Source organism: Herbaspirillum sp. Her4 (assembly GCF_057961335.1).
This window is the reverse complement of sequence record NZ_CM176330.1, coordinates 3,477,511-3,500,966: the sequence shown is the minus strand read 5'-3', so window position 1 is coordinate 3,500,966 and position 23,456 is coordinate 3,477,511. Positions and strand designations below refer to the sequence as shown.

Below are 23,456 nucleotides of genomic sequence, written 5' to 3'. Positions count from 1 at the left end.
CATCACGACTATTCCAAACGAAAAAACTCACGAATATTCACAAACCCGCATTCACGCGATTCAGTTTTCGCCGGATTCGAGCACGTATTCCGCGGTGTCATCCACGCCCAGCACCTCGATCAGGTAGGGCATGACCTCCTTCAACTGGGCTTCCAGCGTCCAGGGCGGATTGAGGATGAACATGCCGCTGTTGTGCAGACCAAAACCATCGGGCGCCGGGCCATGGATGGCCAGCGTGACGTTGAGCCAGCTCTTGGCGCCCAGGCGCTTGAGTCGTTCAGGCAGCTGGCGCGATTCGTTGCGCTGCAGGACCGGATACCACACCGCATACGTGCCGGTCGGGAAACGCGTGAGCGCATCGGCCAGCACCTGGGCCACGTGGGTGTAATCGCGCTTGTCTTCATAGGGCGGATCGATCAGCACCAGGCCGCGGCGCGACGGCGGCGGCAGCAAGGCCTTGAGGCCCTGGAAACCATCGCCCCGGTACACCATCACCCGCTTGCCGCGTGCAGCCGGGCGCTGGCCCTGGGCGGCGGCGTGGGCCTCGAGCTTGCGGAAATTGTCTTCCAGCACCTTCACTTCGCTGGGGTGCATTTCGAACAGACGCAGGCGATCCTGCTCGCGCATGGTCTTTTCGGCGCAGTAGGGAGAGCCGGGGTAGTAACGCATCTTGCCGCTGGGATTGAGCGACCTGACCAGATCGACGTATTCCTTCACCATCGCCGGCAGGTCCTTGCGGTCCCACAGCTTGGCGATGCCGGTTTCATATTCGGCGTTCTTGCTGGCGTAATCTCCATCCAACGCATAGACGCCTGCGCCGGCATGGGTGTCGATGACCATGTAGGCAGGGTCTTTCTGCCCGAGATAGCGCATCAACTGGATGATCACCATGTGCTTCAGGACATCGGCGTGGTTGCCGGCGTGGAAAGCGTGGCGATAACTCAGCATGGAAAATTCACTTCTAGGATGGGGGTTGAAATCGGGTGACGCATCGGCTCGAACGAGTTCCGCGCCACGGCCACCGTTGAGGTGGAACGTTTCGCATTTTATCAAGGATAAGTGAGCAGTTGTCGGACAGCTCCGCCATTGTTACAAACAACGGCGCTGCCAGCGGCGGCGACAAGCGAGCCTCCCGCCTTCCCTGCCCTCAGTTTCCGGCGCGATCCAGGCGGAAATAGGCATCCAGCAGCGAGGTCTTGAAAACCACCCCCAACAGGCGCGGGTCTTCCGCGCTGGCGATGACGGGCAGGCGCTCCCCCTGGTGATCGAGGAACAGCTGCAGCGCCTCGCCAAGGGACATGTCGGGCGTGACTTCATGCAGGAAGTGCGGCCGCAGGAAGTCCCGGGCGACCCGGCCTGCAGGTTCCTTCTTGTCCAGCAGCCAGGAGGTGATGTCCTGCAAGGCCACCACGCCCAGGTAGCGCTCATGGGCATCGACGATGTAGACGTACTTGACCGGGTATCTGAGGAACAGCGCGCTGACCTCTTCCAGGCTGGCTGTCTCGCTGAGCACCGTATCGGCCGGGCGGATCAGGTCACTCATGTGGGTGCCGCGCAGGCGCAGCCGCTCTTCGTTGTCGCGATGGCGTTTGAGGGTGATCTCGTACATGGAACGCCCGTCCGTGCTGCGCGCCACCACATAGGCCACCACGCAGGACAGCATCAGCGGCAGCACCACCTGATAGCTCAAGGTCATCTCGAAAATCATCAGGATCGCCATCAGCGGCGCATAGGACGCAGCCGCCAGGAAGGCCCCCATGCCCACCATGGCGTAGGCGAAGGGCTGCGACATGTGGAACGGCAGCAAGGCCTGCGCGGTATCGCCGAACAGGTAACCCACCGCCGCGCCGACGAACAGCGTTGGCGTGAAGATACCGCCCACCGCACCCGACCCGACGGTGATGGCGGTGGCCAGCACCTTGATGACCAGCACCATCAGCACCGCCTGCCACAGCCAGGTGGTATGCAGCAGCGAATTGACCAGGCTGTAGCCATTGCCCCAGACCTCGGGCACTTCGATGGAGATCAGCCCGACCAGCAGCCCGCCCACACCCAGGCGCACCGGCAACGGCAACTTGAGCTTGCCGAAACCCTGCTTGCCCAGTTCCAGCACACGCAGGAACTGCGGTGCCAGGATCCCGGCCAGCACACCCAGCACCAGGAACAGCAGTACTTCCCAGCCGCCGATCTCGGGGAAATACGGCATCTCGTAGGCGGCACGATAGCCGGGCAGCTCACGCATGGTGATGTTGGCCACCACCGAGGCCACCACCACCGGGCCGAAGCTCTCCATCACCAGCGAACCGAGGACAATCTCGGTAATGAAGAAAGCGCCCGCAATCGGCGCGTTATAGGCCGAGGTAATGCCGGCTGCGGCCCCGCAGGCCACCAGCAGCCGCAGGCGAGATGAAGGAAAGTGTGAAAACTTTCCCACCAGCGAGGCGCACAGAGCCGAGAGCTGCACCATCGGCCCCTCGCGGCCGATGGAGCCACCCGAGGCAATCGAGGCCAGCGAAGAGATGCTGCGCAAGAGCGTATTGCGCACCGGAATGGCACCATCGCCGATGGCCACCGCTTCCATGTAATCGCCGCCATTGCCGGCCGGGGTGCGCTTGGCCCATACCAGGAACAGGCCGGCAATCACGCCGCCGCAGGTCGGCAGCAGCACCCGCACCGGCCAGGACAAGCCCTTGGCGATATCGACAAAGCTGCCATCATGCCCTGTCAGCCAGATCTGCAGCAGCGCGATGCATTCACGGAAGGCGATCGTGGCCAGCGCCCCGACGAAGCCGGCCAGCGCGCCCCACAGCAGCATCGAATGATTTTCGGAAACGCGGCAGGCATTGAGGACGCGCAGCCGGTACTTGATCCACAGCTCATGCATGGTCGTCTTCGCCCTCCGGCTGGACGGCGCTCATCAAGCCCTGCAGATGCCTGAGATCGGCGGCGATACTGGCCGCCGCCTTTTTCTGCATGCGTCGATAGCGCGCCAGCACTTCCTGCCCCAGCTCAGTGACGGCCGCCCCGCCCCCGCGTGCGCCGCCCGTGGCGGTCGCCACCAGCGGGCTGGCGAAGCAGCGGTTCATCTCCTCCACCAGCAGCCAAGCGCGGCGATAGGACATCTCCATCTCGCGCGCCGCACCGGAAATCGATCCGGTCCGTGCAATCGCCTGCAGCAGGTCGGCCTTCCCCGGGCCGAAGGCTATCGTCTCGCCCTGCATCACGCGCACTCGTAGAGTCTTGGAATCAGTCATGCGCGTGATTGTACTAGCGGGCAGTCCGCTGCGGCCAGACGGCTGCACGCAATTGACGTTCGTTATATCCTTGCGTATATTTCGCCGACCTGCCGGGCTTCTGCTTTTTTGCCCTTTTCTTCATTTGTCACGAGCAAGGACTGCACCATGCTAAAGACCGCCCGCCTGAAAGCCGCTCTGGGTGCGGCTTGTGCCGCTACGCTGCTATTGGCCACTACCAGCGCGCAGGCCACCGACCTGGTGGTGTCGGCCGCCGCCAGCCTCACCAATGCCTTCAAGGAACTGGCCCAAAGCTTCGAACAGCAGCATCCGGGTGTGAAGGTCATTACCAACTTCGGCGCCTCTGACATCCTCATGCAACAGATCGTGCGCGGTGCCCCCGCCGATGTCTTCGCCTCGGCTGACCAGACCGCCATGGATAAAGCCGCCGCCGAAAAAGCCGTCGATTCCTCTACCCGCAAGAATTTCGCCGCCAACCAGATCGTGGTGATCGTGCCGCATGACGCCAGAGTGCAACCGGCGACGCTGGCGGACCTCACCGGCGCGGGCTACCAGCGCATCGCCCTGGGCAATCCTGCCTCAGTCCCCTTTGGCCGCTACACCAAGGCCGCACTGGAGCAGGCCGGACTGTGGGCGCAAGTACAGGCCAAGGGCGTGATGGCCGAGAACGTGCGCACCAGCCTGGATTACGTGGCACGCGGCGAAGTCGATGCCGGCTTCGTCTTTGCCACCGATGCGGCGGTCATGCCGGAGAAGGTCAAGGTTGCCCTGCGCATCCCCTCCACCACCCCGGCCACCTGTCCCATCGCGGTGACTGCCGGTACCCGGCAGCCGGCACTGGCCGCGCAGTTTGTGGCGCACGTACTGTCGGCCAGCGGGCAGGCGGTGCTGGCGCGCTATGGCTTCCAGAAGCCCTGATCGCTTGACACGGCGCGCCTGATGCATCCGGTCTGGACTCCCCTGCTGCTCTCGCTCAAGGTCGCGGGACTGGCGACCTTGCTCAACCTGGTGCTGGGCGTGGCCGCCGCATGGGGACTCTCGCGCTGGCGCTCGCCGCTGCGCGATTTCATCGATTCGATCCTGACCCTGCCACTGGTACTGCCGCCGACCGTGCTGGGCTATTACCTGCTGGTGCTGTTCGGCCGGCGCGGCACCTTCGGGGCCTGGCTGGAGAGCCTGGGCATCGAGTTGGTCTTCACCTGGCAGGGGGCAGTGCTGGCGTCCACCGTGGTGGCCTTTCCGCTGGTGCTCAAGGCGGCGCGGGCGGCCTTCGAGAGCGTGGATCATCAACTGGAAGATGCCGCCCGCGTGTTGGGCGTCTCTGAAACCGGGGTATTCTTCCGGGTCAGCCTGCCCCTGGCCACGGGCGGGATCACGGCCGGGGTGCTGCTGGCCTTTGCACGCGCCCTTGGCGAATTCGGTGCCACCCTGATGGTGGCCGGCAACCTGCCGGGACGCACGCAAACCCTGTCGGTGGCCATCTACGAAGCCGTGCAGGCGGGGGACGATGGGGCCGCTACCTTCCTGGTCGTGGTGACCTCGATCACCTGCATCGTGCTGTTGATGGTGGCCGGGCGCCTGATGCCGGACCGCGTGCAGCTGCCGCTCCGGTAAGATTGCTTCACTTTCCCCTCCTGCCATCTGACACCTGAACGATCACGTGAGCGTCGACCTTCACCTTCAGAAAGAGCTGCGCGCTGCCGATCGCGTCTTTTCGCTCGACATCACCCTGGCCTCCGACAGCCAGCGCATCGTGCTCTACGGCCCTTCGGGTTCGGGCAAGAGCCTCACCCTCAAGGCCATCGCCGGTTTGATGCGCCCTGACAGCGGCCACATCCGCATCCAGGGCCGCACGCTCTTCGACAGCGCGCAAGGCATTGATGTGCGGGTGCAGGACCGCAACGTCGCCTACCTGTTCCAGGATTACGCCCTCTTCCCGCATCTGACGGTGGCGCAGAACATCGCCTTTGGTCTGGCACGCGGCAGCATCAACCTGCGCCGCCCCGCCGAGCATCCGGCCGTGCGCCAGTGGTTGCAGGCCTTTGAACTGGACGCCATCGCCCACAGCCGCCCGACGCAGATTTCCGGCGGCCAGCGGCAGCGGGTGGCGCTGGCGCGCGCGCTGGTGGCCGAACCCGACATGCTCTTGCTGGATGAACCCTTCTCCGCACTGGACCTGTCGCTGCGCCAGCGCATGCGCAGCGAGCTGGCCGAGTTGCAAAGCCGTCTGCAGGTGCCGATGCTGCTCATCACCCATGACCCGGCCGATGTGGAAGCGCTGGGGCAGACCGTGTTCGAACTGCGCGACGGCCGCCTGCATCGTCCCTGATCCTGGCCGCCTGATTTCCGGGAGACGGACGAAAAAAAACCGCACTCTTGTGGAGTGCGGCATCAAGTTCGGGGATCTCCCCGCCGGCCCGCGCAAGGATGCGGGCCGGCGTTACATCACACACATTCACTCAAACTTCGGCATCGTCCTGGCTCAGGCGGCCTTCTTGGCCTTGTCGTCGAAGAATTGTTCATCTTCGGTCGAACCGTGCAGGGCCGTGGTCGACGACTGGCCTTGCTGGATGGCCTGGGTCACGGCGTCGAAGTAGCCGGTGCCGACTTCGCGCTGGTGCTTGACCGCCGTGAAGCCCTTGGAGGCGGCGGCGAATTCGGCTTCCTGCAGTTCCACGAAGGCCGACATCTGGTTGCGGGCATAGCCGTGCGCCAGGTTGAACATCGAGTAGTTCAGCGCATGGAAACCGGCCAGCGTGATGAACTGGAACTTGTAGCCCATGGCACCCAGTTCACGCTGGAACTTGGCGATGGTGGCGTCGTCCAGGTTCTTCTTCCAGTTGAAGGACGGCGAGCAGTTGTAGGCCAGCAGCTTGCCCGGGAACTTGGCGTGAATGGCTTCGGCGAAGGTCTTGGCAAAGGCCAGGTCGGGCTTGCCGGTTTCGCACCAGACCATGTCCGCATACTCCGCGTAGGCCAGGCCACGCGAGATCGCCTGGTCGATGCCCGGATGGGTCTTGAAGAAGCCTTCCACGGTGCGCTCACCCGACAGGAAGGGCTTGTCGTTGGCATCCACGTCGGAAGTCAGCAGGTCGGCGGCTTCGGCATCGGTACGGGCGATCACCAGGGTCTTGGTGCCCATGACGTCGGCAGCCAGGCGAGCGGCGTTGAGCTTTTCACAGGCTTCGCGGGTCGGCACCAGCACCTTGCCACCCATGTGGCCGCACTTCTTGACCGAGGCCAGCTGGTCTTCGAAGTGAACGCCGGCGGCACCGGCTTCGATCATCGACTTCATCAGTTCGAAGGCATTCAGGACGCCACCGAAACCGGCTTCGGCATCGGCCACGATGGGCGCGAAGAAGTCGATGTCGTCACGGCCTTCGGACCACTGGATCTGGTCGGCACGGGCGAAGGTGTTGTTGATGCGCTTGACCACCATCGGCACCGAGTTGGCCGGGTAGAGCGACTGGTCGGGATACATTTCACCGGCCAGGTTGGCGTCGCCGGCAACTTGCCAGCCGGACAGGTAGATCGCCTTCAGGCCGGCCTTCACCTGCTGCATGGCCTGGTTGCCGGTCAGCGCGCCCAGGGCATTGACGAAGGGTTCATTGTGGACCAGGTTCCAGAGCTTGTCAGCACCACGCTTGGCCAGGGTGTGCTCGATTTGCAGCGAGCCGCGCAGGCGGACCACGTCGGCGGCGCTGTAGTTGCGCTTGATGCCCTTCCAGCGGGGGTTCTCTGCCCAGTCGCGTTCCAGGGCCTGGATTTGCTGTTCACGTGTGCTCATGTGGATCTCCTTGTTGGTCAATATGAAGTGGCTTGAAACCGGATGAAATCGTTGATTCCATGACTTCATAGTAGGCCTGGCGGAGCGGAGCAACAATGTCTTATATAAGATATCTGTAAAATTTTTATACCAATATAATCATACACTTACGCGATCTATTTTGCGATACGAAACGAAAATCCGGAGAATGAAAAGGAATTTTGATGCAGCGCACTCGTACTTTTCACCATACGAAATGACGATTTCGTATCGTAAAAAAAGCACGGAGATGAAACCTCTTGCACGCTCATCGTTCATATCAACGCGATCGTTGATGACGTTTTTGACCGATCCAGGCCGCACTGGCGTCCGAAGATCCGTTTTTTCCTTCATCTATCGACTCGTCAAACTGTCTTCCACGACCCAAGGCGCTCGGGTTGTCTAATTGCAAAAGAAGGCAGAGAATAAGCGCCTAACTCATTCCAAAGCGGTGATGCAACGCCGCCCTGTCTACATGCATTACGCCCTGGACATTCGCACCTTCCTCTTCAGTCATTATTTCTATACAGGTGTGCGGATCGCGATCGGGGTAGTCGGCCTGACCCTGCTGGTGTTCAACGTCGCCGACATGCCGACCACGATGACGGTCTTCCTGGGGGCCCTCTGTACCAGCCTGATGGACCTGCCCAGCCCGCTGCGCCACAAGTTCAACGAGATGCTGGCCGGGGTGCTGCTCTGTACGGTGGTGATGCTGGTCATCAGCCTCTGTGCGCCGGTGCCGTGGCTGGTGAGCGCGATGATGGTAGTGGTGAGCTTCTTCGCCAGCATGATGGTGGTCTACGGCAAGAAGACCATGCCGCTGCAGTTCGCTGCGCTCATGGTGATGACGCTGTCGATGGAGAACCAGGTCCCCATTGCCGACGCCTTCCTGCATGCGGGCCTGTTCCTGGGCGGCGGGCTGGGCTATCTGGCTTATTCGATGACGGTATCGTGGTTCCTGCGCCGCCGCATCAAGCAGCAGGTGCTGGCCGAGGCGCTGTTCGAGCTGGCACGCTACCTGCGCATCAAGGCCGACTTCTATGACGTCAAGCATGACCTGGCCAGCCAGTTCAACCAGCTGGTGCGCCAGCAGATCGTGGTGGCCGATAAGCAGCAGGCCTCGCGCGACCTGATCCTGCGCGACCTGCATACCAAGCAGGATGGCCTGCTGGTGCAGGTGCACCTGTCGATGCTGGAACTGTATGAACAGGTGCTCTCTACCCACGCCGACTATGCCCTCCTGCGCCAGCACTTCGGCGAGTCCGACGTGATGATCTTCCTGCGCGACCTGGCCACCAAGGCGGCCCAGGACATCGAATCGATCGCCTATGCGATTACCCGCAAGAAGGCCTCCGAACCCAGCGTGAACTACAAGGCCGAGCTGCGCGCGGTGCAGTTCGAGATGCAGGAACTGGCACAGCCCGGTCCGCGCCAGGCCTCGCAGGAAGCGCTCACGCTGCTGCGCGTGACCTACAACAAGATCCGCGACATCATCGAATTCATCGGCCAGGTCCACCAGGCCACGCAGAACCCGGTCGATCCGCTGCCCATTCTGCCGGGTTCGGACATGACACCCTTCCTGACCCAGCAGAAATTCAAGTTCAACATGCTGCTGGTGAACCTGCGCTGGCAGTCGCCGATCTTCCGCTTCGCCATCCGGGTGGCGCTGGCCGTGACCACCGGCCTGTGGATTGCCGGGCTGCTGCCCTACATGGCGCACGGCTACTGGATCGTGCTGACCATCGTCATCATCCTCAAGCCCAATTTCAGCGCCACCAAGCAGCGCATGGCGGACCGCCTGATCGGCACCGTGATCGGCTGCCTGATCACCATGCTGATCCTGCGCTTCGTACACAATCCGCTGGGCCAGTTGGCGGTGCTGTTCGCCGCCAGCGTGGCGGCCCCCGCCTTCACCTACATCAAGTACCGCTACACGGCCATTGCGGCCTCGGTGCAGATCCTGATGCTGCTCAACCTGCTGGTACCGGCCGGTCACCAGGGCGTGATCGGCGAGCGGCTCATCGATACGCTCATCGGCGTGGTCATCGCCACCGTCTTCAGCTACGTGCTGCCAGCCTGGGAGTACCGCGACCTGCCCAAACTGCTGCGCAACGTGCTCAAGTCCAGCCAGCGCTATCTGACGGCCAGCCGCGATCTGCTGGAGGGCAAGGTCAAGGATGATTTCTTCTACCGGGTTTGCCGCAAGGGCTTCATGGACAGCCTGGCCGCGCTAATCTCGGCGCTGGTACGGATGATGGATGAACCGGCCACCAAGCAGCGCGCGGTGCGCGAGCTGAACCGCTTCATCGTGCAGAACTATCTGGTGGCGGCCCACATTGCTGCCCTGCGCCTGATGCTGCGGCGGCATCAGGAAAACATGCCCCAAAGCGCAGTGGCCAGGCTGATCGAGGAGACCTATCTGGAAGCCAGCCAGCACCTGGCCGAAGCACAGCGCCTGCTGGCCCCCAAGCCAAGAAAGCGTGGCGGTGCCGTGGTAGTGTCACCCGACGCAGCCGAGGACAAGGCCCTGTCCGGCAAGATCGAACTGATCGGCCCGGTCACGCCGGAACCGGTACCGGCCGAGGCCAGCGCCTGGTCGGGCTGGGACAACCTGCGCCGCCGGACCAGCCTGCTGAATCAGGATTTGAAGGAAATTGTCAGCCAGACCGAGGCCATCGACCGGGTACTGCGCAAAACCCCCGACTGAGCGGCTTTGCGGGCTCAAACAAAAGCCCGCACGCGGCGGGCTTGAAAGCTTGCAACAGAAGGTGAAGGAAAACGCTCAAAGCCGGGTACGCGACACCAGCACCCCATCCACATCGGCATAGATCCAGTCGCCCGGATACACCGCCACGCCGGCAATGCCGACCTTGATGTCGGCATCCCCTGCCCCCTTGCGGAAGCTGCGCTGCGGATGGGTAGCAAGCGCCCGGATGCCGACCTCGCAGGCATTGAGTTCAGCCGCATCGCGCACGCAGCCATTGACCAGGATGCCGGCCCAGCCATTGTCCTGCGCCAGCTGTGCCAGATTGCCGCCGACCAGGGCGCAACGCAGGCTGCCGCCGCCATCGACCACCAGTACGTCGCCATTGCCCGGGGTTTCCAGGGCCTTGCGCACCAGCACGTTGTCCTCGAAGACCTTGAGCGTACGCGCCGGACCGGCGAAGACCTGCTTGCGGCCAAAAGAGGCAAAGATGGGCGGCAGCACGTGCAGCGTGCCGGCGCTCAGCTTGTCTTCGTTGGCGTCGCACAGGTCACAGGTGGCAAAGCTGGCAAGGGTCATGGGATTCTCCGGGCGTTCGATGGTGGGTCTGGGGACACCTGAACGCAAATCAAACTGACAAGATGCGATGCAGGCGCTTCTGGTCGAACATACGTGAATCGGCGACCCGCAGCAAGGTTTCGACATCCAGCCCGTCGTCCGGATAGAGCGACACGCCGACCGACGCATCGACCGTATAGTCCTGGCCATCCCGCCCTGCGATGGGCTTGTTGACGGCGTGCCGGATCTTGTCGGCGATGCTGCGGGCCACGTCCATCTCGGTCACGCCATGCAGGTAGACCACGAATTCGTCGCCGCCGAAGCGCGCCACCGAATCATCATGGCGCAGGCTGTGCTGCAGGCGCTCGGCGATGGCAATGAGGACCTTGTCGCCCTCGTCATGGCCGTATTCATCATTGACTGCCTTGAACCGGTCGAGATCGATGAAGAGCAAGGCAAAGTGCAGCGGCACGGCCTGCGAACTGTTGCGTCGGCGGAAATCGATCTGCGCGATCAGCGAATCGCGATTGAGGACATTGGTAAGCCGGTCGGTGCGCAGGTTGCGCTCCATCTCCACGAAGCTTTGCGCGAGCTGGCCGATTTCGTCATTGCGGTCGATGTTGAGGGCCGGGAACGGGCTGCCGTTGCCGATACTCTTGGCCGCCAGCGTCAGCTTGCGGATATCGCGCAGCACCCAGCGCAGCAGCAGGAAACCGATCACGAAGGTCAGGCAGACCGCCATCAGGCCCAGCGTCAGTGTCTGGTAGACGCCGCTGGTGACCGACCCCAGGAAGTCCGAGCGCGGTGCCGCGCTGATGGACAGCCAGGCCAGTCCGGCGGGATCACGGTAGAGGCGAAAGGCCACCTCGATCTTGCTGCCTTCGCTGCGCGATCCCAGCAGGATCAGCTTGTCCGGCTCGGGCGGGTGCGTGCCCAGATAGCGCTGCACTTCTTCGAAAGCCTGCCGCACCAGCGGCGACTTGCTCTGTCCGGCATTGAGCCGCAGCGGTTCGCCACCGTTCTCGCCGGCCTGGTAGATGGGCTCATCGAGGGAGGTGGCGACCATGTCCCCCTTCATCTCCGTGACGAAGGCCACACCTTGGGCACTCAGAGGCACCTGGCGCAGCAGATCGGTCAGCTGCTGCAATCCGATGCTGCTGTTGGCCACACCGAGCAGGCTGCCATCCTCGGCGAAGATCGGCTTGGACAGGTTGATGCCGACGATGGCCTTGTTGCGGTAGTCGACATAGACCGGTGACCAGGTCTCCCGGCCCTGCTGCACGGCCTGCAGGTACCAGGGCCGCTTGCGCGGTTCGTAGTCCTGTACGGCGGTCAGTTTCATCTCGGTCCCGGGACCGCGCAGGTAGTAGACGAAATTCTTCTGTCCCGGCTCGCGCACGCTGTACATGAAGACCTGCGGCTGCTCCTGCTTGATTCCCAGGAAACTGCCATCGGCACCGCCGAAATAGACGTAGCTGGGCTCATCGAAGAGCGAATTGGCCAGCCACAGCCGGTCTTCCAGCTCCTTGCGGCTTTTGGGGAAAGGCAGCGCAGCCGGTGCTTGCCCGGCCTCGGCCGGCGGCACCGGCGGCGGCGCAATGACGTTGAGGGTTTCGCGGGCCCCCATGGTCTGGCGCGTGATGGCCTGGCTGACGCGGCCCATCACTTCGGTCAGGGCATTGCGCGCCAGCACCTCGGTGGCATCGTCGCCCGCCCGGTACAGGAACCAGCCGATGGTCAGCATCAGGCAGACCATCAAAAAGATGAACGGCAAGATGAACAGCCGCTGCAAGGACGATCGCTTCAGAATCGCCCCCATACGCCCCTGCTGCTGACGTGACCCCAAATGACGGATATGACCATGAATTCCTTGCTGCCAGCATCGCAAACCGGCCCGGCCATTGCCGCGCTGGCTTGCTCCTTTTATCGATGGCGCACCGGTCTTGTCTGTTCAGGCGCGTCCCCCTTGTAGTGAAGTAAATATCACATTCCCCCTCGCTTGGGGAGGGTTTTTTTGCGATGCGGCGTAATAAAGCACGCCCGTCAACCTCGCCAAGAGCCGCACTGGGCGCGGAGAAGTGCCATTTCGCCAATTATTGTAAATGTATTACAACTTTTACGGACACCTGTGCAAGCCAGGCCGCCTTGCTTGCGCTTTTGCTGGCGCAAATTCATGAAAAAACGGCGGGACATGAACACATGTCCCGCCGCTTGTCAGCCCTGAATACCAGGACCTTCACTTTCATGAGGGAGCTGGTCTGACCGGCCGCAAGACCGGGCAGACCAGGGGCCTCAGCCCTTGCTGAAAGCCAGCTGGCCGTTCTGCACCTCCACGTGGACCAGGTCCTTGGGACCGAACTTGCCCGCCAGGATCTGCTTGGACAGCGGGTTTTCGATCTCCTGCTGGATGGCACGCTTGAGCGGACGCGCCCCGTAGACCGGATCGAAGCCGGCCTCGGCGATCTTCTGCAAACCAGCCTCGCTGATCTGCAAGCCGATCTCCAGCTTGGCCAGGCGCTGTTCCAGGATGCGCAGCTGGATCTTGGCGATGGCACCGATGTTCTTGGCGTCCAGCGCGTGGAAGACCACGATCTCGTCCACCCGGTTGATGAATTCCGGGCGGAAGTGCGTGCGCACCTCAGCCATCACCGCCAGCTTCACCAAGGCCGGATCGCTGTCTTCCATGCTCTGGATCTTGTGCGAACCCAGGTTGGAAGTCATCACGATCACGGTGTTCTTGAAGTCCACGGTACGGCCCTGGCCATCGGTCATGCGGCCATCGTCGAGTACCTGCAGCAGGACGTTGAAGACATCCGGGTGCGCCTTTTCGATTTCATCCAGCAGGATCACGCTGTAGGGCTTGCGGCGCACGGCTTCGGTCAGATAGCCCCCCTCTTCGTAGCCGACATAGCCCGGCGGCGCGCCGATCAGGCGGGCCACGGAGTGCTTCTCCATGAATTCACTCATGTCGATGCGGATCATGGCTTCTTCGGTATCGAAGAGATACGAGGCCAGCGCCTTGCACAGCTCGGTCTTGCCCACGCCGGTCGGGCCCAGGAACATGAACGAACCATACGGCTTGCTGGGGTCACCCAAACCGGCACGCGAACGGCGGATGGCGTCGGACACGGCCACGATGGCTTCGTCCTGGCCGACCACACGTTCATGCAGCACGTCTTCCATGTGCAGCAATTTCTCACGCTCGCCTTGCATCATGCGCGAGACCGGGATGCCGGTGGCGCGCGCCACGATCTCGGCGATTTCCTCGGCACCGACCTGGGTGCGGACCAGCTTGGGCTTCTCGGCCTTGACGCCCGCTGCATCCTTCTTGTTCTGCACTTCCAGCGCGGCCTCCAGCTCGGCCAGCTTGCCGTACTTGAGCTCGGAGACCTTCTGCCAGTCGCTCTTGCGGGTGGCCTCTTCCATCTGCAGGCGCACCTTCTCGATTTCTTCCTTCAACTGCTGGCCGCCCTGCGCAGTCGACTTCTCGGCCTTCCAGATTTCTTCCAGATCGGCGTATTCGCGCTCCAGCTTCTCGATTTCTTCCTCGATCAGCTGCAGGCGCTTCTGCGAGGCTTCATCCTTCTCGCGCTTGACGGCTTCACGTTCGATCTTCAGCTGGATCAGACGACGGTCGAGCTTGTCCATGACTTCCGGCTTGGAGTCGATCTCGATCTTGATCTTGGAAGCAGCTTCGTCGATCAGGTCGATGGCCTTGTCCGGCAGGAAGCGATCGGTGATGTAGCGATGCGACAGCTCGGCAGCCGCCACGATGGCCGGGTCGGTGATGTCCACGCCGTGGTGCACTTCATACTTTTCCTGCAGACCGCGCAGGATGGCGATGGTGGCTTCCACGCTGGGCTCATCCACCAGGATCTTCTGGAAACGGCGCTCCAGAGCGGCATCCTTCTCGATGTACTGGCGATATTCGTCCAAGGTGGTGGCGCCCACGCAGTGCAGTTCGCCGCGGGCCAGGGCCGGCTTGAGCATGTTGCCGGCATCCATGGCGCCTTCGGCCTTGCCGGCGCCGACCATGGTGTGCAGCTCATCGATGAAGACGATGGTCTGGCCTTCGTCCTGGGCGATTTCCTTCAGGACAGCCTTCAGGCGTTCCTCGAATTCGCCGCGATACTTGGCACCAGCCAGCAATGCGGCCATGTCCAGCGACAGCACACGCTTGGACTTGAGGCTGTCCGGCACTTCGCCGTTGACGATGCGCTGGGCCAGGCCCTCAACAATGGCGGTCTTGCCCACGCCGGGTTCGCCGATGAGCACCGGATTGTTCTTGCTGCGCCGTTGCAGCACCTGGATGGCGCGGCGGATTTCATCGTCGCGGCCGATGACCGGATCGAGCTTGCCGGCGCGGGCGCGCTCGGTCAGGTCCAGGGTGTACTTTTTGAGGGCTTCACGCTGGCCTTCGTCCTGCTGCGAAGACACGGAAGCGCCCCCGCGCACCGCCTTGATGGCCGCTTCCAGCGACTTGCGGGTGAGGCCGTTTTCACGGGCGGCACGGCCGGCGTCGGACTTGTCGTCCGCCAGGCCCAGCAGCACCATTTCGCTGGCGACGAACTGGTCGCCGTGCTTTTGCGCTTCCTTGTCAGCCAGGTTCAGCAGGGCTACCAGCTCGCGGCCGACCTGCACCTCGCCGCCGTTGCCGGAGACCTGCGGCAGGCGCTTGACGGCCGCCTGCAAGGCAGTGGAAAGGCCGTTCACATTCACGCCGGCGCGCTGCAGCAGCGAGCGCGCGCCGCCGTCATCCTGGTTCAGCAGTGCCAGGATGAGGTGAACGGGTTCGATATATTGATTGTCGTGGCCGACTGCCTGGGATTGCGCGTCGGCCAGCGCTTCCTGCAATTTGGTGGTGAGTTTGTCGAGACGCATGGTTCGCTCCAATTTTTCAATGAGATGAAAGTTGGGCCAGCGCCTGCGATTTTCAAGCAATGATCGTGCCGTCTGTTTTGATCTGCATCATGTCGCTCAACGTAGTCATCCAGCCAAAGCGCGATAGCTTGCAAACCCGGCAACGCAAAGCACGACAGAGCCCAGCAGATGCAGGCCCGAGTGCCCGATGGCCCACAGGTAATCGCCCCGCTGCAGCAGGATCATGGACTCGGCCGAGAAGGTCGAAAACGTGGTTAACCCGCCAAGCACGCCGGTCACGGCGAACAGCCGCCATTCCGGTGCCAATGCCGGATGCTGCTCGAAATAGGCGACCAGAAAACCGATCACGCCGGCCCCGATCCAGTTGGCCGCCAGCGTGCCCAGCGGCACGAAGTGCCCGTCCACGTTCCATACCACGGAGATGCGCCAGCGCAACCAGGCGCCCAGCGCTGCTCCCATCCCGACCGCCAGCCATCCCATCGCATTCCCCTCGATTGATCAGTCCAGCGTACCACCGCGTGCGGCCAGGCCCTGCATTTCCTCGCGCAGACTGCCCAGGCGTTCCAATGCCTGATGGTCTTCCTGCAAGGTCTTGTCTACGGTTTCGTGCATCCAGTCGACCCAGGTGCTGATCTTGGCATCCAGGTACTGACGTGAAGGATACAGCGCATACACCCCCATGTTCTGCAGCCGGTGCTGCGGCAGCACCCGCACGATGGTGCCAGCGCGCAACGCGTCCACCGCCGCATAAATGGGCAGCACGCCGATGCCCATCCCTTCTCGCACGGCGGTGAGCATGGCTTCGGCCACGTTGACCTGGAAATTGCTCCTGACGGGGATCACGGTCTGGCCTTCCGGCCCTTCCAGCGCCCATTCGATCAGCGGAGAAATGGGGCTCACCAGTTGCAGGCAGACGTGGTTCAGAAGATCGCCGGGATGCTGCGGCAGTCCGTATTTATCCAGATAGGCGGGCGCGGCACAAAGGATGCTGAAGGTACTGCCCAGCTGGCGGTAGATCAGGCCGGAATCGGGCAGCTCGCGCGCCACCACCAGGGAGACGTCGTAACCCTCTTCCAGCATGTCGGGGATGCGCTGCGCCAGCGTCAGCTCCACCGCCACCTCCGGATAGCGCTTGTGATAGCCCGAGATCGACGGGATCACGTAGCGCTGGCCCAGGCTGGTCATGGCGTGAATGCGCAGCCGGCCGGAGGGTTTCACGTAGGCCGCGCTGGCCTCGGCCTCGGCTTCGTCCACATAGGCCATGATCTGCTGGCAACGCAGCAAATATCGCTCGCCCGCTTCAGTCAGGGCAATGCGGCGCGTGGTACGGTTCAGCAGGCGGGTGCGCAGATGCCGCTCCAGATCGGCCACGGCGCGCGAAACATGGGCAGTGGTCAGGCTCATCTGCTGGGCCGCCTGAGTAAAGCTGCCAGCCTCGACCACGCGCGCGAAGACGCGCATGTTTTGCAGGGTATCCATCGTTTTCCTATCACTGTACTGAGCGCAGGGGTCCGTCTGGCCGAACTTGCCGCTGCGGACTCACTGCGCCATGACAGCATTGTTACCCAGAATTGAGCAATCATTGTTGCGGCATCCGATATAAACAATTGCGAAATAGCGGATTTTTTCGAGAATAATTACAAAATAGAATACACAACTTCTGATATTTGCATTTTTTTGGGTAATTCCATGACACGTATCGCCTTCTCCAAGCTGTCCGCGCTGACCGTCATTGCGCTTTCGCTGACAATCGCCGGTTGTGCCGACCAGGGCGGCATCCAGCCGCAGGCCCAGCTGCGCGACGTCGCCGCGCTGGACGCCGGCCAGGCCATCCGCCAGGCCGCCAGCGAAGCGGGATGGCCGCAGCGTGCCTGGTGGCAAGCCTATGGCGATGCGCAACTGAACCAGCTGGTGACCCGCGCCGTCGCCGGCAACCCCAGCATGGCCGTGGCAGCCGCTCGCGTGCGCCAGGCGCAGTCGATGGCCGTCGTCGCCCATGCCGGTGAATTGCCCAGTGCCCAGCTGGACGTGTCGGTCGGCCGCAAGGATTGGTCCGACAACGTCTATTACGGCGCGGCCTTCCGCGACAAGCTGACCTGGAACAACACCGCGACCCTGGGTCTGTCCTACAACGTCGACCTTTGGGACCGCAACAAGAACACCACCCTGCGTGCCCAGGATGAAATGCACGCCGTGGCCGCCGACGCCCGTGCCGCCCAGCTCGAGCTGGAAGGCAATGTGGTGCGCACCTACGTGCAACTGGCGCTGCAGTACGGCCTGCTGGACAACACCGAGGCCATGCTCAAGGAAGAACAGAAGATCCTCGACCTGGCCCATCGCCGTTTCAAGGGCGGCCTCGGGACCCAGCTGGAAATCACCCAAGCCGAATCCCCCCTGCCGGAAACCCGCCGCCAGATGGAAGCCCTGCAGGAAAACATTGCCCTGACCCGCAATCAGCTGGCCGCGCTGCTCGGTGCTGGCCCCGGTGCTGCCGACGGCATCACGCGGCCGACCATGCAACTGCAGACCTCGCTCGGCCTGCCTAGTGCGCTGCCGGCCGACCTGGTCGGCCGCCGCCCTGACATCAGCGCCGCCCGCTGGCGTGTGGAAGCGGCCGCCAAGGGCATTTCGGTGGCCAAGGCCGCCTTCTATCCCAACATCAACCTGCTGGCCGGCATCGGCCCCGCTGCCGCCGGTGGCGGGCTGTTCTCGTTCCTCTCGGCCCCCAATCTGCAAACCACCTACGGTCCGGCGATCTCGCTGCCCATTTTCGAAGGCGGACGCCTGCGCGGCCAGCTGGGCGCGGCCAGTGCCGGCTATGACATCGAGGTGGAACACTACAACGCCCTGCTCTCGCAAGCCCTGAAAGGCATCTCCGACCAGGTCGTGACCCTGCAGTCGGTGGCGCGCCAGCAGAAGCAGGCGCAGGAATCGGTGCAAGCGGCGCAGAAGAACGTCGACATCGCCACTCGCGCCTACCAGCGCGGCCTGAGCGACTATCTCAACATCCTGCATGCGCAGACCCAGTGGCTGCGCCAGCAACAGATCGTGCAGCAATTGCAGGCACAGCGCCTGGCGGCCTTCGCGGCCCTGCAGACCGCACTGGGCGGCGGCATCGAGGATGAAGCACCGGCCAAGGTGGCGGCAAAATGAACACCCCTGCCCTTTCCATCAAAGCCCAGTTGCGCGAAGCTGCCACCGATTGGTGGCGCAGCGATGCGCCGACCTGGGTCTATGTCTTCAAGATGGTCTTCGCCGGCTTGCTGGCGCTGGGCATCGGTTACGGCCTGGATCTGGAATCACCGCGCTCGGCCCTCATTACCGTGTTCATCGTCATGCAGCCGCAAAGCGGCATGATCCTGGCCAAGAGCTTCTATCGCGTCATCGGTACGCTGGTCGGTTCGGCCGCGGTGGTGGTCTTCGTCGGCTTGTTTGCCCAGACCCCGGAACTGTTCCTGCTGGCCTCGGCACTGTGGATCGGGCTCTGTACCGTGGGCTCGGCCCATAACCGCAATTTTCGTTCGTATGGCTTCGTGCTCTCCGGCTATACGGTGGCGCTGATCGGCTTGCCCTCGGCCCTGCACCCGGCCGTCACTTTCGATTCGGTGATGACGCGGGTCAGCGAGATCATGGTCGGCATCGTCTGCGTGGGCCTGGTCAGCGCATTGGTATTCCCGCAGGCCAGCGCCCCCGGACTGGTGCGCATCATCCGCGGCCGCTTCACCGCCTTCGTCGACATGGTCAGTGCCACCTTGGGCGGCACCGCCGACCGCAAGCAGCTCGAAGCCACCAATGCCCGTTTCGTGGGCGACATCATCGGCCTCGAAGCCATGCGCAGCTCGGCCATCTTCGAAGATCCCGAAGTGCGCCTGCGCAGTGGCCGCCTCTCCCGCATGAACAGCGAGTTCATGGCCTTGTCGACCCGCGTGCATGCGCTGCACCAGCTGATGAACCGGCTGCATGCCAACCCGGCGCCGAGTGCCCGGGTGGTGATCGAGGCCATTTCACCCTACTACCGCGAAGTGCAGCCCCTGCTCACCCGCGCCAGCGGCGAGCCGGTCATGAGCGCGCTGGACGCCGCCGATGCGGCCCTGAAGCTGGATGCCTACAAGCGTGAACTGCCGCGCCGCGTGCGGGCCACGCGCCATACGCTGTCCGAGCAGTGCCAGAGCGACAGCGCCATGCTGGACTTCGATACGGCCTCCGAACTGCTCTACCGCGTCATCGAGGAATTGCACGCCTATACGCTGACCTATGCCTCGCTGACCCAGCGCCACCACGAGCGCGAGCAATGGGAGCATTCCTATGCCCCCAAGACCAGCATGACTACTGCCTTGATTGCCGGTGCCCGCGCCGCCATCGTGATGCTGGCCCTGGCCGCGTTCTGGATCGTCAGCGGCTGGCCCAGCGGCGACGTGGCCGTGCTCAATGCCGCCGCCTTCTGTGCCATCACCTCGCCCGCGCCCGATCCGGCCAAGGCGACCCGTACGGTGGCCATTGGCGTGCTATTTGCTGCGGTAGCCGGCTACTTGTACACCTTCCATATCCTGCCGCGCCTGGATGGCTACTGGATGCTGGCCAGCGCGCTGATGCCGGTGCTGATGCTGGCCGTCTACCTGACCACCCGACCCGCTTATGCAGGTTATGGCTTGGGGATCTGCATTTTCTTCCCCTTCCTGGCGGTGCCGGACAATTTTGCACACTTCAATGCGGCCGGTTATCTGAACGAATCCGTGGCGCTGGTGGTGTCGCTGATCGTCACAGCCGTGGCCTTCATGCTGCTCTTGCCGCCGACCACCGACTGGACCGTGCGCGTGCTGGAAAAGCAGTTGCGCAAGCAGGTGGTCGATGCCTGTTTCGGCAAACTGGCGCACCTGGCCTTGAAGTTCGAGAGCGGTACCCGCGACCTGATGCACCAGATCACCATGTTCACCAGCAGCCGTCCCCTGCTGCGTCAGAAGGCGCTGGGCTGGATGTTTGCCACGCTGGAAGTGGGCCACGCCATCATCGAACTGCGCAACGAGCTGCAGGGCATCCGCTCGGAGGCCCCGGACCTGCTGCCAGCCTCTGCCTATGCCGCCCTGAACCGTCTGCGTGAAGCCATTCCGGCGCTGTTTGCACAGCCCTCGGCGGCCACCCTGTCGGCGGCGCTGGCCGCCAACGATGCCACCATCGCCGAAGTCCAGGCCGCCATCGGTCCGCATTACCGCGAACGCAGCGAACGCCATCGCCTGCAGCGCACCTTGAGTTACCTGCATTTCATCCGTACCGCCCTGCTGGACGAGCAATCACCGCTGCACACCATGCGCGCCGGGGGCCAGAACAACACAACGGGAGCCCGCCATGCCACGTGAGATTTCCTTCTTCGACGCCTATATTCCGACCGTCCTGCTTCTGGCGGTGGTAGCCGCCGTGTTGGCCATGCTGGCCGACCGCGTGCTGGTGCGCTTCGGCTTCTACGAGCTGACCTGGCACCCCGCCTTGTTCCGGGTCAGCCTGTTCGTCTGTCTGGCGTCCTTGCTGGGGCTGGCGGTGTATCGCTAGCGCACCGCACTTCCTTGCGTACTCATCCCTTACGAAAAGATAAAGAAACAATCAGGAGTAGTTCATCATGCCGGTCAAATCGATCTTCCGCGTTCTCATCACCACGGCCATCTTCCTGCTGGCCATCCTGCTGGCCTGGAGCCTGTGGCAGCACTACATGCATTCCCCCTGGACCCGTGACGGCCGCGTGCGCGCCGACGTGGTCAATATCGCCCCCGATGTCTCCGGGCAGGTAGTGGCCTTGCCGGTGCGCGACAACCAGCTGGTCAAGAAAGGCGACCTGCTGATGGAAATCGACCCGGCCCGCTACACCCTGGCGCTGCAGCAGGCAGAGGCTGCCGTCACGGCGCGCAAGGCCGATCTGGACGTGCGCAAGGCGGAAGTGGAAGCGCGCCGCGCCGACCTGAACATGCGCCGTGCGCAAGCCCGCCGCCGTGCCGATGTGGATGCGCTGGTGGTCTCGCGCGAAGCCCGCGAAGATGCCGGCAGCCAGGTCACCGCCTCGCAAGCCCAGCTGGAAGCTGCCCAGGCCCAATTCCAGGGAGCGCAGGCGCAATACCAGGCCGCGTTGTCGCAGCGGGATACGGCCAAGCTGAACCTGGAACGCACCAAGGTCTTCTCGCCCGTGGATGGCTACATCACCAACCTGAGCGTGCGCCGGGGCGACTATGCGGCCGCCGGTGCAGCCAAGATCGCGGTGATCGACAGCCATTCCTTCTGGGTCTATGCCTACTTCGAAGAAACCAAGCTGCCACTCCTGTCGATCGGCGACCGCGCCAAAATCCAGCTGATCAACGGCGCATCCATGGAAGGCCACGTGGACAGCATCGCCCGCGGCATCTATGACCGCGACAACCCGCAGAGCCGCGAACTGACGGCCGACGTCAACCCGACCTTCAACTGGGTGCGCCTGGCCCAGCGCATCCCGGTGCGCATCCACCTGGACAAGGTGCCGGAAAACGTCTTGCTGGCCTCGGGGCTGACCTGCACGGTGGTGCTGGAGCCGGGCAGCGGCAAGCAGCAGGCGATGGCAAAGAATTGATGACGTTGCAGTGAGATGAAACGATGAAGCGACCTGGCGACAGGTCGCTTTTTTTATGGACGCTTGCGCATGACGGCACCGACGCACATGCCTACCGGCTTGAGCAGCTTGTCGGCCGTGGCCAGGGTGGGACTGGACTCACCGCGTTCGATGTCCTGCAGGGTACGGGCCGATACGCCGCACACCTTGGCATATTCGGCGATGGTCAGGCGCAAGGTGGTGCGGATCTTGCGGACCACCGCCGGCACCGGCAGCGTGGGATCGGCGGCCAGTTCGTCGAAGAGTGCGCGGCGCTCTTCCATCTGCTCGATGGCGGTCAGGGGCTTGAAGCGTTTGTCCATTCAGAGCGCCTCCAGCTGTGCCCGTACCTGGTCCACGGTGGCGGCCAGCGGGTCGAGGAAGGTGCTTTCGATACCCAGGCTGCGGCCATATGGCAGCAGGTCCGCCAGCGGCGACGCCATCTCGCGCAAGGCCGATCTGACCGGTTCCTGTACGATCTGCGCGGCTTCGCAGGCCTGCGTGATGACGCTGGCCCACTGCGGTGAGCCACCATCGTCGCGTTCCCAGCGCATGCGCCGTGCAATGCCATCCGGATGCAGCCACATCGGGGCGAAGTCGAACAGCGGCGTCAGGCTGATCCGCCCCTGTGCATCGCGCCGGATGGCGGTATTGCGGGCGTGATTGTCCTTGTTGCGCAGGACGATGTTGGCGATGTCGCGCTTCAGATATTCGATGATCTCGGGCAGCGGATCGGTGGCGACTTCACCCAGCCTGGCGCAGACAACATTGTGCGACGGGATGGCCGCAAAGCCCGTCACGCCGCACAGGGAAGCAATGCTTTCCTGGGCGTGGCGTACGACTTCGGTCCCGCGCACTTCGCGGTCAAAACGGGGGATGAACAAGGCCTTGCCATGCAGTTGCAGCGCGCCGTGGACCTTCAGGCCCAAGTGCATCGCCAGCTGCATGTAGGGGGCCTCCAGACGCAGGATGTCGGCCAGATCCGGGTCGGGCCCGCGTCCGAACTTGACGATGTAATGGCGCTCGGCCTGCTCATCGGGCAAGGCGTGGTCGAGGTAGAACAGGCCATCGCGGGCACGGGTGAGCAGGATCTTGGGCCACTCGCCCTGTACCCCCGACGAGCCCGCCAGGAACAGGCCATGCTGGGCGAGGTATTCATTGAAGTCTTCGGAGCGTGCAGCGATGTCCTCCATCGCAAAGCCGCGCAGTTGCGGTCCGCTGCGCGCCTGCACCCACTCCCAGGCTTCCTGCACGCGCAGGTTGCCGATGGGATTGCCCGCGCCAGCACACAGCAGCGGCCAGTCGGCGCTGGCTTCGGCGCGTTCATCCAGCCCCAGCTGGCGCAACAGCTCGCCACGGCCATAACCTTGCGGCAGCAGATCGATCAGGCAAGCTGGCCAGCGCGCTTCGCTCAGGCTCTCCAACCCCACCGGCACGTTCACCGACAAGGCCGCAGCATCGCGCCTGCCCATGTAATCGATGGCGTGCACGGCTTCATAGCTGAAGTAAGTCGAGGCCGCCATGCCCAGCTCGACCGGCGCAGTCAGTGACAACGCACCGGCCTGCCGCCAGGCCCCGTCGATATGAACTTGAAGTGTGCAGGAAGTCTTCATATACACATCATACTATCATTATTGACCCGAAAATCCA

At 63.2% G+C, this 23,456-nt stretch carries 19 protein-coding genes; 8 read left to right on the top strand and 11 right to left on the bottom strand.

Annotated elements, in window-relative coordinates; translation table 11 throughout:
* Nucleotides 1-60: 60 nt before the first annotated feature.
* The 3 genes from ACWFUC_RS15870 to ACWFUC_RS15860 form a co-directional block, all read right to left on the bottom strand.
* Entirely contained in the window at nt 61-948 is an 888-nt protein-coding gene (locus ACWFUC_RS15870; RefSeq protein ID WP_121039868.1) for a 23S rRNA (adenine(2030)-N(6))-methyltransferase RlmJ, read from the bottom strand.
* Nucleotides 949-1,147: 199 nt separating this feature from the next.
* On the bottom strand, nt 1,148-2,884 hold the full coding sequence (locus ACWFUC_RS15865; protein ID WP_209580617.1) for a ClcB-like voltage-gated chloride channel protein: 1,737 nt from the start codon (nt 2,882-2,884) through the stop codon (nt 1,148-1,150).
* Complete coding sequence (locus ACWFUC_RS15860) at nt 2,877-3,254, bottom strand: winged helix-turn-helix domain-containing protein (RefSeq protein WP_134135268.1); 378 nt, start codon at nt 3,252-3,254, stop codon at nt 2,877-2,879. Before ACWFUC_RS15860 ends, ACWFUC_RS15865 begins: the two co-directional genes overlap by 8 nt.
* 147 nt (nt 3,255-3,401) lie before the next feature.
* Here ACWFUC_RS15860 and modA point away from each other — a divergent pair, with 147 nt between their 5' ends.
* Genes modA through ACWFUC_RS15845 form a run of 3 tightly spaced genes read left to right on the top strand, consistent with a single transcriptional unit; the run spans nt 3,402 to nt 5,583 of the window.
* Nucleotides 3,402-4,172 carry a molybdate ABC transporter substrate-binding protein gene (modA, locus tag ACWFUC_RS15855; protein WP_489625378.1) on the top strand — a complete coding sequence of 257 codons (771 nt, stop codon included), beginning with the start codon at nt 3,402-3,404 and terminating at the stop codon, nt 4,170-4,172.
* A 21-nt stretch (nt 4,173-4,193) separates the two neighbouring features.
* A complete protein-coding gene (modB, locus tag ACWFUC_RS15850) occupies nt 4,194-4,868 on the top strand; it encodes a molybdate ABC transporter permease subunit (protein WP_489625377.1) in 675 nt (224 codons plus the stop codon).
* A gap of 46 nt (nt 4,869-4,914) precedes the next feature.
* Nucleotides 4,915-5,583, top strand: coding sequence for an ATP-binding cassette domain-containing protein (locus tag ACWFUC_RS15845; RefSeq protein ID WP_489625376.1), 669 nt, complete (start codon nt 4,915-4,917; stop codon nt 5,581-5,583).
* Between the two features lie 153 nt (nt 5,584-5,736).
* Here the strand turns inward: ACWFUC_RS15845 and aceA are convergent, their stop codons facing one another.
* A complete protein-coding gene (gene aceA / locus ACWFUC_RS15840) occupies nt 5,737-7,041 on the bottom strand; it encodes an isocitrate lyase (protein WP_034333643.1) in 1,305 nt (434 codons plus the stop codon).
* 493 nt (nt 7,042-7,534) lie between these two features.
* Between aceA and ACWFUC_RS15835 the strand changes: the two genes are divergently transcribed.
* Nucleotides 7,535-9,766: an FUSC family membrane protein gene (locus ACWFUC_RS15835; protein ID WP_343725060.1), complete on the top strand. Its 2,232-nt coding sequence runs from the start codon at nt 7,535-7,537 to the stop codon at nt 9,764-9,766.
* 75 nt (nt 9,767-9,841) lie between these two features.
* Here ACWFUC_RS15835 and rraA read toward each other — a convergent pair whose 3' ends face one another.
* From rraA to ACWFUC_RS15810, 5 genes are all read right to left on the bottom strand, one after another.
* Nucleotides 9,842-10,342: a ribonuclease E activity regulator RraA gene (rraA, locus tag ACWFUC_RS15830; protein ID WP_489625375.1), complete on the bottom strand. Its 501-nt coding sequence runs from the start codon at nt 10,340-10,342 to the stop codon at nt 9,842-9,844.
* Between the two features lie 49 nt (nt 10,343-10,391).
* Nucleotides 10,392-12,140 (bottom strand): diguanylate cyclase, encoded by a 1,749-nt coding sequence (locus tag ACWFUC_RS15825; protein ID WP_204725400.1) that lies wholly within the window; start codon nt 12,138-12,140, stop codon nt 10,392-10,394.
* 473 nt (nt 12,141-12,613) lie between these two features.
* Nucleotides 12,614-15,202 carry an ATP-dependent chaperone ClpB gene (gene clpB / locus ACWFUC_RS15820; RefSeq protein WP_489625374.1) on the bottom strand — a complete coding sequence of 863 codons (2,589 nt, stop codon included), beginning with the start codon at nt 15,200-15,202 and terminating at the stop codon, nt 12,614-12,616.
* Nucleotides 15,203-15,307: 105 nt separating this feature from the next.
* The gene (gene crcB / locus ACWFUC_RS15815) at nt 15,308-15,682 is read right to left on the bottom strand and encodes a fluoride efflux transporter CrcB (RefSeq protein ID WP_121039842.1); all 375 of its coding nucleotides are present in this window, start codon (nt 15,680-15,682) and stop codon (nt 15,308-15,310) included.
* An 18-nt stretch (nt 15,683-15,700) separates the two neighbouring features.
* Entirely contained in the window at nt 15,701-16,681 is a 981-nt protein-coding gene (locus ACWFUC_RS15810) for a LysR family transcriptional regulator (RefSeq protein WP_489625373.1), read from the bottom strand.
* A 210-nt stretch (nt 16,682-16,891) separates the two neighbouring features.
* Between ACWFUC_RS15810 and ACWFUC_RS15805 the strand changes: the two genes are divergently transcribed.
* The 4 genes from ACWFUC_RS15805 to ACWFUC_RS15790 all read left to right on the top strand — a co-directional run bounded on the left by ACWFUC_RS15805 (nt 16,892) and on the right by ACWFUC_RS15790 (nt 21,788).
* Complete coding sequence (locus ACWFUC_RS15805; protein WP_489625372.1) at nt 16,892-18,355, top strand: efflux transporter outer membrane subunit; 1,464 nt, start codon at nt 16,892-16,894, stop codon at nt 18,353-18,355.
* Nucleotides 18,352-20,556, top strand: a complete 2,205-nt coding sequence (locus tag ACWFUC_RS15800) for an FUSC family protein (RefSeq protein ID WP_489637210.1) — start codon at nt 18,352-18,354, stop codon at nt 20,554-20,556. The genes ACWFUC_RS15805 and ACWFUC_RS15800 overlap by 4 nt, the downstream gene beginning before the upstream one ends.
* Nucleotides 20,546-20,746 carry a DUF1656 domain-containing protein gene (locus ACWFUC_RS15795; RefSeq protein WP_039788384.1) on the top strand — a complete coding sequence of 67 codons (201 nt, stop codon included), beginning with the start codon at nt 20,546-20,548 and terminating at the stop codon, nt 20,744-20,746. The genes ACWFUC_RS15800 and ACWFUC_RS15795 overlap by 11 nt, the downstream gene beginning before the upstream one ends.
* Before the next feature lie 67 nt (nt 20,747-20,813).
* A complete protein-coding gene (locus tag ACWFUC_RS15790) occupies nt 20,814-21,788 on the top strand; it encodes an HlyD family secretion protein (RefSeq protein WP_121039833.1) in 975 nt (324 codons plus the stop codon).
* Nucleotides 21,789-21,841: 53 nt separating this feature from the next.
* Here the strand turns inward: ACWFUC_RS15790 and ACWFUC_RS15785 are convergent, their stop codons facing one another.
* Together ACWFUC_RS15785 and ACWFUC_RS15780 are read right to left on the bottom strand one after the other, a co-directional pair.
* Nucleotides 21,842-22,129, bottom strand: coding sequence for a helix-turn-helix domain-containing protein (locus tag ACWFUC_RS15785; RefSeq protein WP_121039830.1), 288 nt, complete (start codon nt 22,127-22,129; stop codon nt 21,842-21,844).
* A complete protein-coding gene (locus tag ACWFUC_RS15780; protein ID WP_489625371.1) occupies nt 22,130-23,419 on the bottom strand; it encodes a type II toxin-antitoxin system HipA family toxin in 1,290 nt (429 codons plus the stop codon). It abuts the gene before it with no gap.
* Nucleotides 23,420-23,456: the final 37 nt, after the last annotated feature.

Excerpts from the sequence above, each read along its gene's own strand:
- ACWFUC_RS15825 (WP_204725400.1), bottom strand. The coding sequence starts at position 12,140 with ATGGGGGCGATTCTGAAGCGATCGTCCTTGCAGCGGCTGTTCATCTTG.
- ACWFUC_RS15795 (WP_039788384.1), top strand. The coding sequence starts at position 20,546 with ATGCCACGTGAGATTTCCTTCTTCGACGCCTATATTCCGACCGTCCTG.
- ACWFUC_RS15780 (WP_489625371.1), bottom strand. The coding sequence starts at position 23,419 with ATGAAGACTTCCTGCACACTTCAAGTTCATATCGACGGGGCCTGGCGG.
- crcB (WP_121039842.1), bottom strand. The coding sequence starts at position 15,682 with ATGGGATGGCTGGCGGTCGGGATGGGAGCAGCGCTGGGCGCCTGGTTG.
- rraA (WP_489625375.1), bottom strand. The coding sequence starts at position 10,342 with ATGACCCTTGCCAGCTTTGCCACCTGTGACCTGTGCGACGCCAACGAA.
- ACWFUC_RS15860 (WP_134135268.1), bottom strand. The coding sequence starts at position 3,254 with ATGACTGATTCCAAGACTCTACGAGTGCGCGTGATGCAGGGCGAGACG.
- ACWFUC_RS15800 (WP_489637210.1), top strand. The coding sequence starts at position 18,352 with ATGAACACCCCTGCCCTTTCCATCAAAGCCCAGTTGCGCGAAGCTGCC.
- ACWFUC_RS15865 (WP_209580617.1), bottom strand. The coding sequence starts at position 2,884 with ATGCATGAGCTGTGGATCAAGTACCGGCTGCGCGTCCTCAATGCCTGC.
- ACWFUC_RS15790 (WP_121039833.1), top strand. The coding sequence starts at position 20,814 with ATGCCGGTCAAATCGATCTTCCGCGTTCTCATCACCACGGCCATCTTC.
- modA (WP_489625378.1), top strand. The coding sequence starts at position 3,402 with ATGCTAAAGACCGCCCGCCTGAAAGCCGCTCTGGGTGCGGCTTGTGCC.
- modB (WP_489625377.1), top strand. The coding sequence starts at position 4,194 with ATGCATCCGGTCTGGACTCCCCTGCTGCTCTCGCTCAAGGTCGCGGGA.
- clpB (WP_489625374.1), bottom strand. The coding sequence starts at position 15,202 with ATGCGTCTCGACAAACTCACCACCAAATTGCAGGAAGCGCTGGCCGAC.
- aceA (WP_034333643.1), bottom strand. The coding sequence starts at position 7,041 with ATGAGCACACGTGAACAGCAAATCCAGGCCCTGGAACGCGACTGGGCA.
- ACWFUC_RS15810 (WP_489625373.1), bottom strand. The coding sequence starts at position 16,681 with ATGGATACCCTGCAAAACATGCGCGTCTTCGCGCGCGTGGTCGAGGCT.
- ACWFUC_RS15870 (WP_121039868.1), bottom strand. The coding sequence starts at position 948 with ATGCTGAGTTATCGCCACGCTTTCCACGCCGGCAACCACGCCGATGTC.
- ACWFUC_RS15785 (WP_121039830.1), bottom strand. The coding sequence starts at position 22,129 with ATGGACAAACGCTTCAAGCCCCTGACCGCCATCGAGCAGATGGAAGAG.
- ACWFUC_RS15805 (WP_489625372.1), top strand. The coding sequence starts at position 16,892 with ATGACACGTATCGCCTTCTCCAAGCTGTCCGCGCTGACCGTCATTGCG.
- ACWFUC_RS15835 (WP_343725060.1), top strand. The coding sequence starts at position 7,535 with ATGCATTACGCCCTGGACATTCGCACCTTCCTCTTCAGTCATTATTTC.